Origin of the sequence: Luteimonas terricola (assembly GCF_004352845.1) — a bacterium.
Lineage (GTDB): Bacteria > Pseudomonadota > Gammaproteobacteria > Xanthomonadales > Xanthomonadaceae > Luteimonas > Luteimonas terricola.
In genome coordinates this window covers 744,964-758,365 of record NZ_SJRX01000001.1, presented here as the reverse complement: position 1 = coordinate 758,365, position 13,402 = coordinate 744,964, and the positions used below count along the sequence as shown (strand labels likewise).

Annotated in this window: 11 protein-coding genes; 2 read left to right on the top strand and 9 right to left on the bottom strand. The window is 70.5% G+C overall.

Going from position 1 to position 13,402, the window contains the following annotated elements; genetic code table 11:
- Positions 1–17 precede the first annotated feature (17 nt).
- Both E2169_RS03500 and E2169_RS03495 read left to right on the top strand, forming a co-directional pair.
- Positions 18–635: a TraB/GumN family protein gene (locus tag E2169_RS03500; RefSeq protein ID WP_165942319.1), complete on the top strand. Its 618-nt coding sequence runs from the start codon at positions 18–20 to the stop codon at positions 633–635.
- A 27-nt stretch (positions 636–662) separates the two neighbouring features.
- On the top strand, positions 663–863 hold the full coding sequence (locus E2169_RS03495) for a TraB/GumN family protein (RefSeq protein WP_132985191.1): 201 nt from the start codon (positions 663–665) through the stop codon (positions 861–863).
- Here the strand turns inward: E2169_RS03495 and E2169_RS03490 are convergent.
- From E2169_RS03490 to phoR, 9 genes are all read right to left on the bottom strand, one after another.
- Positions 842–1,903, bottom strand: a complete 1,062-nt coding sequence (locus tag E2169_RS03490) for a sensor domain-containing diguanylate cyclase (RefSeq protein WP_132985190.1) — start codon at positions 1,901–1,903, stop codon at positions 842–844. The two genes, E2169_RS03495 and E2169_RS03490, sit on opposite strands and share 22 nt — an antisense overlap.
- A gap of 133 nt (positions 1,904–2,036) precedes the next feature.
- Positions 2,037–3,953, bottom strand: coding sequence for a 1-deoxy-D-xylulose-5-phosphate synthase (gene dxs / locus E2169_RS03485; RefSeq protein ID WP_132985189.1), 1,917 nt, complete (start codon positions 3,951–3,953; stop codon positions 2,037–2,039).
- A gap of 68 nt (positions 3,954–4,021) precedes the next feature.
- On the bottom strand, positions 4,022–5,110 hold the full coding sequence (locus tag E2169_RS03480; protein WP_132985188.1) for a hypothetical protein: 1,089 nt from the start codon (positions 5,108–5,110) through the stop codon (positions 4,022–4,024).
- A 166-nt stretch (positions 5,111–5,276) separates the two neighbouring features.
- Positions 5,277–5,894, bottom strand: coding sequence for an HNH endonuclease (locus E2169_RS03475; RefSeq protein ID WP_370465139.1), 618 nt, complete (start codon positions 5,892–5,894; stop codon positions 5,277–5,279).
- A gap of 91 nt (positions 5,895–5,985) precedes the next feature.
- Entirely contained in the window at positions 5,986–7,776 is a 1,791-nt protein-coding gene (locus tag E2169_RS03470) for an acyl-CoA dehydrogenase C-terminal domain-containing protein (RefSeq protein ID WP_132985186.1), read from the bottom strand.
- A gap of 41 nt (positions 7,777–7,817) precedes the next feature.
- On the bottom strand, positions 7,818–8,297 hold the full coding sequence (locus E2169_RS03465) for an LEA/WHy family protein (RefSeq protein ID WP_132985185.1): 480 nt from the start codon (positions 8,295–8,297) through the stop codon (positions 7,818–7,820).
- A gap of 89 nt (positions 8,298–8,386) precedes the next feature.
- Positions 8,387–9,919: a Ppx/GppA phosphatase family protein gene (locus E2169_RS03460; RefSeq protein WP_132985184.1), complete on the bottom strand. Its 1,533-nt coding sequence runs from the start codon at positions 9,917–9,919 to the stop codon at positions 8,387–8,389.
- Entirely contained in the window at positions 9,916–12,072 is a 2,157-nt protein-coding gene (gene ppk1, locus E2169_RS03455) for a polyphosphate kinase 1 (RefSeq protein ID WP_132985183.1), read from the bottom strand. The genes E2169_RS03460 and ppk1 overlap by 4 nt, the downstream gene beginning before the upstream one ends.
- Complete coding sequence (phoR, locus tag E2169_RS03450) at positions 12,041–13,402, bottom strand: phosphate regulon sensor histidine kinase PhoR (protein WP_132985182.1); 1,362 nt, start codon at positions 13,400–13,402, stop codon at positions 12,041–12,043. The genes ppk1 and phoR overlap by 32 nt, the downstream gene beginning before the upstream one ends.

The following is a 13,402-nucleotide window of genomic DNA, read 5'->3' as shown; positions in this document are numbered from 1 at the left end:
CCGAGGGAGGGCGCTGCATGCTTGCGAAGCCGGTACGAACGATCCTTGCGACGCTGTTGCTGTCCCTCCTGGTGGCCTTTCCAGCCACCGCAGCGGACCCGGCCCGCGTGGCCGCGGACGACGATATCGTCGACCTCGAAGCGATGGTGGTCTCCGGCGCCCAGCCGGGTCCCGGCATGTGGAAGGTCTCAAGCGGCGACCATGTGCTCTACATCCTCGGCACGGTCTCGCCGCTGCCGCGGCGCATGGAGTGGATGTCGGCGGAGGTCGAGTCCGTGATCGCGGACGCGCAGGTGGTGATCGCGCCGCTGGCGGTGGTGGTGGATGCCGACATCGGCATCTTCCGCGGCATGGCCCTGCTGCCGGCGATGCTGCGGGCGCGCAACAACCCCGGCAAGCGGCCGCTGCGGGAGGTGGTGTCGCCGGAGCTGTATGCGCGCTGGGAGGTGCTCAAGGCGCGCTACATGGGCCGCGACCGCGGCGTCGAGAAGCGTCGCCCGCTGCTCGCGGCACGGGAGCTCTACGAGGCGGCACTGCGCAAGTCCGGGCTGCGCATGGGGGGCGATACCATGCGCGCGCGTGCCAATGCCTGGGCGGTGGGCGACCTGGAGGGCCTGCGCGCGCTGCCCTGGTAGAACCACTACGCGACCTGCCAGGAGGCGGTGACCGGCAGCGAGCTGGCGCGCAGGCTCGGCATGGACGAACTGCCGCAGCGCGCCAGGCAGGCGTGGCTTGCGAACGTGGAGGCGGCGCTGGCGGAACATCAGGTCGGTTTCGCCGTGCTGCCCATGCACCAGCTGCTCGGCGATGGGGAAATGCTTGAGACACTGGCCGCGCGCGGCTACGTGGTGGACGCCCCCTGAGGCTCGGACGCCACCACCAGGCAGTTGCGGCCGCGGCGCTTGGCTTCGTACAGCGCCTTGTCGGCGGCGTTGATCCAGTCTTCGATGCGCGCGTGGTTGGCCCGTGCGCGGGCGATGCCGATGCTCACCGAGTGCGCATGGTCCGGTGCCTGCGTCAGTGCGATGCCTTCCATCGCCGCACGGTAAGCCTCGGCCATCGCCGTGGCTTCGTCGAGCCCGGTGTCGGGGCACACCACCGCGAATTCGTCGCCACCATAGCGCCCTGCGATGTCGCCCGGGCGCAGCACGCTCCGCAGCACCGCCCCGGCCTTGCGCAGCAGGGCGTCGCCGGCGATGTGGCCGTGGCGATCGTTGACCAGCTTGAAGCCGTCCATGTCGATCAGCACCAGCGCCGCCGGTCGGGATTGCGCATGGACATCGTGCAGCGTGGCCACCGCGCCCCGCTCCCAGTGCCCGCGCAGCACAAGGCCGGTGACCACGTCGGTCCGGCTCAGGAGGTCGAGTTCCCGGTTCTTCTGCAGGACCTTGCGCACCAGCTGCAGGCGCCCGAGGCCGACCATCAAGGTGTGGATCAGCATCATCGGCAGGCAGGCCAGTATCACCGCGGTGCTCGAGTGGGGCTCGAAGGCGAAGCCCGTGGCCAGCCCGCCGGCCAGCAGCGCGAGCAGCGACGGCAGCAGCGTGCGCTGGACCAGGCCGGGGATGTCGGTGTTCATCTTGTCGGCAGCGGAGAGTGCCATCAGCAGCACGCTGGGCAGCAGGTTGAAGTGCATCAGCGGTACCCAGAGTGCGGCGATCGCGGAATCGATCACCAGGTTGCGCTGCTCTGCGCGGAAGGGGGCGGCGCTGCGTCGCGACCACTGGTAGGCGAGATGCGGCCAGGCCAGGCCGGTGAAGATGCACAGCGCCCAGCGCAAGGGGCCGGCCTGCAGTTCCAGCAGCACCATCGCGATCACCAGTGCGCCCAGCCCCATGCCGAGGCTGCGGTAGAGGTAGATGCGCCGGGGCAGCGATGCGCGCGCACGCTTGGACGCGAACACGGTCACCCGTTCGCGCGACGGTGAGCCGGGTACTCCTGCTTCCTGCAACGCTGGCCTCCCCCTGTCCGGGCCAAGCCGGCGTCATGCGCCGACGTCGGACGAGTATAAGCCTGAGGGATTTCCCCCGTGGGCTTCAGCCCGCAGCGGTGAGCGGGGTCGCGTCCGCGCCCTGTGCAAGCTGCGGCAAGCGCGCCAGTATTGCGCTGCGGATGCCCGCGACGTCGATTCCGGCCTCCGCCAGCAGGTCCTCGCGGCTGGCATGGTGCTGGAAGGCGTCGGGCAGCCCCAGGTGCAGCACCTGCAGCAGCACGCCTTCGGCGGCCAGCAGCTCGGACACGGCCGAGCCGGCGCCGCCCATGACCACGTTGTCCTCGATGGTCACGAAGCCTTCGTGGCTGCGCGCCAGCTCGAGCACCAGTTCGCGATCGAGCGGCTTCACGAAGCGCATGTTGACGACCGTCAGGCCCAGCTCCGCGCCCACGGCCTCGGCCGCCGGTACGGTGGCGCCGAAGGCCAGCAGCGCGATGCCCGCGCCCTGGCGGCGCAGCTGCGCCTTGCCGATCGGCAGGGTATCGAGCGTCGGCTGGATGGCGACCCCGGGTCCGCTGCCGCGCGGGTAACGCACCGCCGCGGGACCGTGGAAGTGGAAACCGGTGGACAGCATCTGCCGGCACTCGTTCTCGTCGGCCGGCGCCATCACCACCATGTTGGGCACGCAGCGCAGGTAGCTGAGGTCGAGGTTGCCCGCGTGGGTGGCGCCGTCGGGGCCGACCACGCCGCCGCGGTCGATCGCGAACAGCACGTCGAGGTCCTGGACGGCGACGTCGTGCACCAGCTGGTCGTAGCCGCGCTGCAGGAAGGTCGAATAGATCGCCACCACCGGCTTCGCGCCCTCGCAGGCCATGCCTGCGGCCAGGGTCACCGCGTGCTGCTCGGCGATGGCGACGTCGAAGTAGCGCTCCGGATACTCCTTGCTGAAGCGCACCAGGCCGGAACCCTCGCGCATCGCGGGCGTGATGCCCATCAGCGTGGCGTCGGCGGCGGCCATGTCGCACAGCCAGTCGCCGAAGATGTCGGTATAGGTCGGCTTTTTCACTGCGCCCGGCTTGGACACCAGGCCCTGCCCCGGGTCGAAGGGCGACACCGCGTGGTAGCCGATCTGGTCGCCCTCGGCGCGTTCGTAGCCCTTGCCCTTGGTGGTGATGACGTGCAGCAGCTGCGGGCCCTTCAGCGTCCGCACCAGCTTCAGCGCCGAGACCAGCGCCCTGATGTCGTTGCCGTCGATGGGGCCGGTGTAGTGGAAGCCCATTTCCTCGAACAGGGTGGAGGGCACGAACATGCCCTTCCAGTGTTCTTCCCAGCGGCGGACGAAGCGCGCGGGCGTCTTCTTCTTGTCGCCCAGCAGCTTCTTGCCGCCCTCGCGCAGCGCGTTGAGCGTGTGGCTGCCGGTGGCGCGCCCCAGCATCTTGGTCAGGCCGCCGACGTTCTCGCTGATCGACATCCGGTTGTCGTTGAGGACCACGAGCAGGTTGGGCTCGGGCTCCATGCCGCCGGCGTGGTTGAGCGCCTCGAAGGCCATGCCCGCGGTCATCGCGCCGTCGCCGATCACCGCCACCACCTTGCGGTCGTCGCCTGCACGGGCGGCAGCGACGGCCATGCCCAGCGCGGCCGAGATGCTGGTCGAGGAATGCCCGACGCCGAAGGTGTCGTACTCGCTTTCCTCGCGCTTGGGGAACGGCGCCACGCCGTCCTTCTGCTTGACCGTGTGGATGCTGTCGCGGCGGCCGGTGAGGATCTTGTGCGGATAGGCCTGGTGGCCGACGTCCCAGACGATGCGGTCGCGCGGGGTGTCGAAAAGGTAGTGCAGGGCGGCGGTCAGTTCGACCACGCCCAGGCCGGCGCCGAAATGGCCGCCGCTCTTGCCCACCGACTCGATGAGGTAGGCGCGGAGCTCGTCGGCGATCGCCGGCAGCTCGGCTTCGTCGAATTCCCGCAGGCGGGCCGGTGTGTCGATGCGCGATAGGCGCGGATAGCGCGTGGAGTCGATCATGACGGCATTGTAAGACGCCACGGCGTACGTGGCGCATGTACCACCGGGCCGCACGCGGCGGCCCCCGTTCAGCGGTTGCGCAGGCGCCCCAGCAGGCCGCCGCGCGACTTGGCGGCTTCCTCGGCTGGCGGTGGCGTGTCGACGACCGGCGTGGCGAAGCCGGTGGCGAGGTTGGCGTTGACGAAATCGGTGACGTCGGCCTCGGGCACGCCGCTGGCCTGGGCGATCTCGGCAACCGTCGCCGGTCCCTTCATCATCTGGGTGGCGATGCGGAAGTGGCGGGGATACTCGCGCTCGGTCTGCGGCCACTTGTGGAGCTGGAAACGGTCCTGCGGGTCCAGCCCCGGCAGCAGCGTGCCGCCGCCGGCAAGCAGGCCGCCGAGCCAGCGCAGGCGCACCAGGGGCTGCGCCGCGCCGGCGGACGCAGTTTCACGCGTCCAGGCCTCGGCCTCGACGGGTTCGAAGTCGGACCTGGTGACGGCGCCCTCGAAGTAGGCCGCGATCGCTTTGAGCGGCGTCGGGCCGAACCAGGTATCGGTGGACGCGTCGATGAGCAAGCTGGGGCCGGAACCGCGGCCATAACGCACGCGGCCGGCCAAGGCGCCGGGCTGCAGCCACGCCGCCATCGTATCTCCACTGAGGTAGGCCACTGGTCCGGTGGGCTGCGGCGGCGCTTCGACTGCGGCCGGGGCCTCGCCGGTGGGCTCGGCTGCCGCCTCGGTGACGTGTGCCGGTGCGGCAGGCGGCGGAGCAGGAGCCGGTGGCACTGCGGGCGTTGCGGGAACCGGCGCGGGGGCGGTCACCGGCGCCGGGATGGCGGTATCCGTGGCGTCCGCCTGCAGTTCGACGCCCTCCGCGCGCGCGACCTCGGTCAGCAGGGCCATGAGCTGTTCGGTATCGAAGGGGCGGCCGAGCCTGTAGTCGGTCTGGGTGCGCGGTGCCGAGGTGAGGCCGATCACGCGGCGTCCGGAGGCATGCAGGCGCAGCCAGCTCATCGGGCCATACATGCTGTCCATGTCGACGATGACGTGTCCGGCCTCGGCATCGGGCACGAGCGACCAGCGCGTGCCAAGGCGCGCGTTGGCCGCGCCGAACGCGGCCTTGAGTGCGGTTTCCGTGGCGGGATCCATCCCGGTCAGGCCGAGGGTCAGCGACATTGCGCAGCATTCCGGACGTGTGAAGTCGCCGAGTGTTGCGGAGCGCGCCACTGCCGTCAACGCGCGCATGGCGGCACTTGCGGCTGCTGTGCGTCACTTTCCGAACTGTTTGGTGACGCCGGTCGCGCCGGCCCTGCGACACGCTGCGCGGTGCCCCGCGGCGCCGTCAGTGTCGTCGGCGCTTGGGCAGCTGGCTGGAGAGAAAGGCCATCTGGTCGGCGAGGATGTTGCGGTTGGACAGGATCAGGTGTTCGATCCAGCTCGGCCGGTAGGGAATGGCGAGCAGCGGCATCGACGCCTGCGCCGGGTTGCGGCCGCCCTTGCGCGAGTTGCAGGCAAAGCAGGCGGCGACCACGTTCTCCCAGGTGTCGGCGCCGCCGCGCGACACCGGCTGCACGTGGTCGCGGGTCAGCCGCTGCCGCGGGAACGAGTGCCCGCAGTACATGCACAGGTGCTGGTCGCGGGCGAACAGGGCGGGGTTGGTGAGCGCGGGCGTCGGATCCAGGGCCCGCGCCCGGGCGTGGCCGCGGGCCGCCACGATGGGGTGGAGTTCGACAAGGCTGCGTTGGCCGGTGGCGCGGCTGGTGCCTCCGCGCACTGCCAGGCAGGGATCGCCGAGGGTCCAGGCCACCGCGCCGCGAACATAGAGGCAGGTCGCCTCCTGCCAGCTCATCCAGTCCAGTGCGCGACCGTGCGCGTCCAGGGCCAGCAGGCGCACGCGTCCGAGCGCCGGGACCCCCGTGCCGGCCACATGCCGGTCTGCCGGCGGCGCCGGGGGTTCCATGCCGCTGACGAGGCGAAGTCGCGCTCTGTCTGGTTCCATGGGAACAGCAGTTTATACGCCCCAGGTGACGGCTTGGGTAGCGGAAGCGGCCTCAGGCGCCGAAGCTGTCCGCGTCCAGGTCCATCAGCGACCCGGCACCGCCGCGGATCGCCGCGGCGTGCGCCAGGGTGCGCGGCAGGATGCGCGCGAAGTAGAAGCGCGCGGTTTCGCGCTTGGCGTCCTTGAACGCGGCCGGACGCGCCGACGCGCGCGCGGCGACGCTGGCGCGCAGCCACCAGTAGCCCAGCACGACGTAGCCGGAATAGAACAGGTAGTCGTGGGCGGCGGCGCCGAGCTCGTCGGGATCGGCGGCCGAGGCCTGCAGGATCTCGGTGGTCAGGGCGGTCCACTCCACGCACCTGGCGCGCAGTGCGGCGACATTGGCGGCGAGCTCCGGATCGTCGGCATGCGCCGCGCAGAAGGTTTCGACATCGGCCAGGAGCAGCTTCAGCCCCGCACCCTGGGAGTACGCCGTCTTGCGCCCGATCAGGTCCATCGCCTGGATGCCGGTGGTGCCTTCGTACAGCGTGGTGATGCGGGCATCGCGCGCCAGCTGTTCCATGCCGTGTTCGGCGATGTAGCCATGGCCGCCAAAACACTGCAGGGCGTTGTAGGTGTTCTCGATGCCCCACTCGGTCTGGCAGGCCTTGGAAATGGGGGTCAGGAAGCCGACCAGGGTCTCGGCGCGCTCACGCTCGGCGGGGTCGCTGGCGTGGGCGGCCTCCTCGAGCAGGCTGCCGGCGTGCATCGCCAGCATGCGGCTGCCCTCGGTCAGCGCCTTCACCGACAGCAGCATGCGGCGCACATCGGGATGCACGATGATCGGATCGGCCGGCTTGTCGGGGAACTTCGGGCCGGTCAGTGCGCGCGACTGCAGGCGCTCGCGCGAGTAGCGCAGGGCGTTCTGCCAGGCGCGTTCGGAGAGGCCCAGGCCCTGCAGGCCCACGCCCAGGCGCGCGGAGTTCATCATGGTGAACATCGCCTTGAGCCCGCCGTGCTGCTCGCCGACGAGCCAGCCCTGCGCGCCGTCGAAGTTCATCACGCAGGTGGCCGAGCCCTTGATGCCCATCTTGTGCTCGATCGAGCCGCAGCGCACCGCGTTGCGCTCGCCGACGCTGCCATCGCGGGCGACCTTGAACTTCGGCGTGGCGAACAGGGAAATCCCCTTGGCGCCGGGTGGTGCGTCGGGCAGCTTGGCCAGCACCAGGTGCACGATGTTGTCGGTGAAGTCGTGCTCGCCGGCGGTGATGAAGATCTTGGTGCCGGTGATCGCGTAGCTGCCGTCGTCCGCGGGCTCGGCGCGGGTGCGCAGCAGGCCGAGGTCGGTGCCGCAGTGCGGCTCGGTCAGGCACATGGTGCCGGTCCAGCGGCCCTCGACCAGCGGCGGCAGGAAGACGTCGCGCTGCCAGTCCTCGCCGTGCTGGATCAGCGCCTCGACCGCGCCGTGCGACAGCAGCGGGAAGTTGCCCCAGGCGAGGTTGGCGGCGTTGATCATCTCGCTCACCGACAGACCCACGAGGTGCGGCAGGCCCTGGCCACCATGCTGTGGATCAGCCGTCAGGCCGGGCCAGCCGCCCTCGACGAACTGGCCGTAGGCGGCCTTGAAGCCCTCGGGCGTGGCGACATCGCCGGTGGCCGGATCGTGGCGGCAACCCTGCTGGTCGCCGACCGCATTGAGCGGTGCGAGCACGCTGCCGGTGAAGCGCGCGGCTTCCTCCAGCACCGCATCCACCACGTCGGGACTGGCGTCGGCGTAGCCGAGGCGGGCGAACTGCGACTGCGCGTCGAGCACGTCGTCGAGGATGAAGCGGATGTCGTCGAGCGGGGCGGTGTACTGGCTCATGTGCGGGAACGGATCCTTTGTGTGTGCCGATGGTGCAGGCCTCAGCGCAGCACGCCGGGAAGGCCGGGCGTGGGGCTGAGTGCGCTCTTGCGTTCCACCTTGTAGGTGCGCGACGAGCCGCGGTCGGTCGGCGCCGCGTCGATGTTGCCGTCGAGTTCGTAGTCCACGCGACGGCCCGCCGCCAGCGCATCGGCCAGCAGCATGCGGGCGTTGGAATCGGGCTGCATGTCCACGGAAACCACGTCGGCCGACTCCGGCCCGATCTCCAGGCCCGGGCGGTGCTGCAGCGCGCCGGCTGCCTGTCCGCCGACGCTGACCTTGATGTCCACCGCCTCGAAGCGCATGGGAATGCTGCTGTAGTTCTGCAGTCGCAGGCTGACCAGCCAGCTGCCGTCGGCCTGCACCGCGAGCTGCTGGATGCTGGCGGCGGGCTCCGAGATCCTGCGCACCGGGCCGCTTGAGCACGCGGCTGCCAGTACGACCGCCAACATGGCCACAAGTATGAGGATTCGACGACCCATTGCTGCCTCCCGTCAGGACTGGCCGAGCATAGCATCGCTCGATACGGTGGCGGATGGTCCGGCCTGCGCGGCGGCGACCGCCGTGCGACCTAGGCGAAGCGCAGAGCGATCCCCAGCGCCGCAGTTTCCGCCGGCTCGCCGGCCAGGTCGGCCTGCAGCAGCGGGCGCTCGTCCAGCCAGCGCGGCGGCAGCCGCAGCGTGAGCGCGTCGCCATCGGCGCGCGCTTCGAGGCCCGGGATGTCGGGATCTTCGTGGCCCCGGTGCAGGACGACGGCGAGCCGCAGCAGCATCGACATCTGCCGCGCGGCCGGCAGCAGGCGGTCGGGCAGGGCCTCGAACACGGTCTTGGGCACCTTTCGCCGGTGCGCGCGCACCAGGGCGGCAAGGAGCTGCTGTTCCTGGCGCGAGAAGCCGGCGATGTCGGACTGCGCGAGGATGTAGGCGCCGTGCACCTGGTACTGGCTGTGCGCGATCGTGAGTCCCAGCTCGTGCAACTGCGCGGCCCAGGACAACATCATCCGGTCGTCGTCCGACAGCTGCCAGGCGGCGGCCACCTGGTCGAACAGCCGGCACGCGGTGGCCTCGACGCGAAGCGCCTGCGCACGGTCCATGCCGTAGCGCTGGCCCAGCGCGTCGACCGAGGTATCGCGCGAATCCTGGTCGCCGGCGCGGCCGAGCATGTCGTACAGCACGCCTTCGCGCAGCGCAGCCTTGCTCACCACCATGCGCTGCAGGTCGAGGCTGGCGAACGCGGCCTCGAGCACCAGCAGGCCGCCGGCGATGACCGGGCGGCGGTCGTCGGACAGGCCAGGCAGTTTGATGTCGTCGATGCTGCTGGCGCGCAGCAGTTGATCGCGCACGACCGGCAGCGCTTCCGCGGTGATCGCGCCCTTGGTGAGCTTCATCTGCGCGCAGATCTCGCCGATGGCCTTGTTGGTGCCCGAGGCGCCGATGACTTCCTGCCAGCCGAGGCTGCGATAGGTGGCGGCGAACTGCTGGAATTCCACCGAGGCCTCGATCAGCGCCTCGCGCCATTTCCGCCGCGACAGCTTGCCGTTGCCGAAGTAGCGCAGGGTGCCGGCGACCGCGCCGAGCTGCACGCTGTCGCGCTCCAGGGTCTCGAAGCCGCGGCCGATGATGCATTCGGTGGAGCCGCCGCCGATGTCGACCACCAGCCGGCGATGGCTGTTCCTGGGGGGCTGTGCGTGGGCCACGCCCAGGTACACCAGGCGCGCCTCCTCGCGTCCGGACACGATCTCGATGGCATGGCCGAGCGCGGTCTCGGCCGGCATAAGGAAGGCCTGCGGCGAGGCCAGCCGGCGCACGGTGTTGGTGGCGACGGCGCGCACGCGGTGCGCGGGGATGTCGCGGATGCGCTGGCCGAAGCGCGCCAGGCAACGCAGGGCGCGCTGGCGCACCTCGGCATCCAGGCCGCCGCGTCCATCCAGGCCTTCGGCCATGCGCACGGTTTCGCGCAGGCGGTCGACGATCCGCAGCTGGCCCAGCGTGTATCTGGCGACGACCATGTGGTAGCTGTTGGAACCCAGGTCGATCGCGGCGAGCATGTCGCCGTCGGCCAGCGGCTGGCTCTGCGAAGCGGCGGGCGCAAGCGCCTGGATCATCCGCAGATCCTCGCCAGCAGTGCGCTCTGCGCGGAGTGCGGCGCCTCGCCCGCGGCCGGCGCGAGTTCGCGGTAGCTGCCGTCCGGCTGCAGTTCCCAGGCGTTGGTGTTGTCGGCAAGATAGGTTTCCAGCGCCTCCTCGCGGACACGCGTGGCCACGGCGGGGTCCAGGATCGGGAAGCAGGTTTCGACCCGGCGCAGCAGGTTGCGTTCCAGCCAGTCGGCGCTGGCGCACCAGGTTTCCGGCGCGCCGTCGTTGGCGAACCAGTACACGCGCGTGTGTTCCAGGAAGCGCCCGACGATCGAGCGCACGCGGATGTTGTCGGACACGCCGGGCACCCCCGGGCGCAGGGTGCAGGCGCCGCGCACGATGAGGTCGATCCGCACCCCGGCCTGCGACGCCGCGTACAGCGCGCGCACCACCTGCGGTTCGTTGAGTGCGTTCATCTTGGCGACGATCCGCGCCGGGCGGCCGGCCGCCGCGAACTGCGCCTCGCGGCGGATGCGCGACAGCACCCCGGCGTGCAGGGTGAACGGCGACTGCAGCAGGCGCTTGAGGCGGATCGCCGGCGCCAGTCCCGAGATCTGCTGGAAGATCTGGTGCACGTCGCTGCCGATGTCCGGGTCGACGGTCATCAGGCCCAGGTCGGTGTACGCGCGCGCGGTGCCGCTGTGGTAATTGCCGGTGCCCATGTGCACGTAGCGCCGCAGGCGCCGGCCTTCGCGGCGCACCACCAGCAGCATCTTGGCGTGGGTCTTGTAGCCGACCACGCCGTAGACCACCTGCACGCCGGCGTCCTGCAGGCGGTCGGCGAGGCCGAGGTTGGCCTCTTCGTCGAAGCGTGCGCGCAGCTCCACCACCACGGTGACGTCCTTGCCGTTGCGCGCGGCCTGCACCAGGTGCTCGACGATGGGCGAGTCGCGCCCGGTGCGGTACAGCGTCTGCTTGATCGCGAGCACGCCGGGGTCGGCCGCGGCCTGCTTGAGCAGCTCCAGCACCGGGCTGAAGCTGTCGAAGGGGTGGTGCAGCAGCACGTCCCCGGCGGCGATGCGGTCGAACATCGCATCGCTTCCCGGCAGCTGGCGCGGCTGGAACGGCGTGAACTTGAGCTCGGGGCGGTCGACCTCGTTGTAGACGTGGATCACCCGGTTGAGGTTGACCGGCCCGTTGATGCGATAGACCGCGTTCTCCGGCAGGTCGAAGTTCTGCAGCAGGCCGCGGACGATCGGCTCCGGGCAGTCGGCGGCGATTTCCAGGCGCATCGCGCGCAGGTAGCCGCGGCCGAGGAGTTCGTCGCGCAGCGCGAGCGCCAGGTTCTCGACTTCGTCCTCGTCGAGGATCAGCTCCGAGTTGCGGGTGACGCGGAACTGGTACGCGCCCTCGACCTCCATGCCCGGGAAGAGATCCTCCACGAATTCGGAGAGCATCGCCGAGAGGAAGACGAAGTCGTGCTCGCCGCCGGAGACCCGCGGCGGCAGGCGGATGATCCGTGCCAGCGAGCGCGGCGCACGGACGATCGCAAGGTGGCCGCTGCGGCCGAACGCGTCCTTGCCCTTGAGCACGACGACGAGGTTGAGCGACTTGTTGAGGATCTTCGGGAACGGATGCGAGGGGTCCAGGCCCAGCGGTGACAGCACCGGCAGGATGTCCTCGCGGAAGACGGCGCGCAGCCAGCGGCGCTGGCGCGTGTTCCAGGTCTCGCGGGCCAGCACGCGGACGCCGGCGTCGTCCAGGGCCGGGCGCAGGATGTCGTTCCAGCACTGGTATTGCGCATCCACCAGTTCGGCGGTGCGCTCGTGGATGCGCCGCAGCACGGTGCCCGGCGACAGGCCGTCGGGCGGCAGCGGCACCTCGAAATCCTGTGCGTGGCGCACGGTCGCGGCGCGGATCTCGAAGAACTCGTCGAGATTGGTACAGGAGATGCACAGATAGCGCAGGCGCTCGAGCAGCGGCACGGTCGCGTCCTCCGCCTGCGCCAGCACGCGGAAGTTGAAGTCGAGCTGCGACAGCTCGCGGTTGAGGTACAGCCCGGGGTCGCTGAGCGATTCCGCCGCGGCGTCCGAAGTCGCGGCGGCTTCGCGCGTGGTCGCCCGTGCCGCGGTCCTGCGCGGGGCGCGGGCCTCAGGCGGATTCGCCGGTGTGTGTCTGGTCATGTGGCTCTTCATGCGGGTCGTCCAGGCGATCGATGATGCGCCCAGGCCCGAAATGGCAGGAGAAGATGCTGCCGCGGCCGACCTCGCTGGCGATGTCCAGCCGCGCCTGGTGCAACTGCAGCACGTGTTTGACGATGGCCAGGCCCAGGCCCGTGCCGCCGGTTTCGCGCGTGCGACTGCTCGACACGCGGTAGAAGCGTTCGGTCAGGCGCGCGATGTGGGGCTCGGGAATGCCGTAGCCGCTGTCTTCGACCGACAGCACGGCGCCGCCGTCCTCGGCGGGCGCGAAGCGGACCGCGATGCGGCCGCCGCTTGGCGTGTAGCGGATCGCGTTGGCGACCAGGTTGGAGAACGCGCTGTGCAGTTCGCGGGTGGAGCCGCGGAGGTCGACGCCGGCCGTGTCCTCCACGGTGACATCGTGGCGACCCTGGCTCAGTGCGCCGGCCTCGCGGCGGAGGGTGGCGAGCATCGGCGACATCGCCACCCCGTCCTCTTCGATGGTGTCCTGGGCCTCGAGCCTGGACAGGGTCAGCAGGTCCTCCACCAGCTGGGTCATGCGCTGCGACTGGCGGCGCATCTCGCTGATGATCGGTTCCCAGTCCGAGGTCTCGTCGGGTTCGAGCATGTCGAGGTAGCCGTGGATCACGGTCAGCGGCGTGCGCAGTTCATGCGACACGTTGGCGACGAAGTCGCGGCGCATCTTCTCCAGCCGCATCAGCTTGCCGACGTCGCGGGCCACCAGCAGCCACAGCGCGTCGGAATAGGGGATCAGGCGCAGGCTGATGCGGATCGCCGGATCCGCGGGTGATGCGGCATCGATGATCGGCTCGGCATGGCGGCCGGCGCTCAGCCAGTGGGCGAGGGGCAGCGGCTGCAGGCGTTCGCAGAGGCTGGCGCCCTTGTCACGCGGATAGTCCAGGCCAAGCAGCCTGTCGGCCGCGGCGTTGCACCAGATCACCCGCTGGGTGTTGCGGTCGACGACCACCAGGGCATCGGGCAGGGCGATGGCGACCGCGCGGTAGGCGCGCATCATCTCCACGAGCCGGCGTTCGCGGCCACCGACTTCGTGGCGGGCGCGATGCAGCAGGCGTTCCATGCCCGCCCAGGCACCGCCGCCGCCGGCGGGCGGTGGCGGTAGACGCATGCGGGCGTCGATCATGCCCATGATCCGGCGCAGGCGCAGCAGGTGCACCGCGAGCAGGGCCAGGGCAGCCAGGGCGAGGGCCGGCCAGGGCTGGCCGATGGCGAGGCCGGCAAGCAGGGCCAGGGCAAGGACCACGGCCAGCGTGGCCAGGGTCCGCTGCCACGAAGTCTTGGAAGTCGGCGGCAT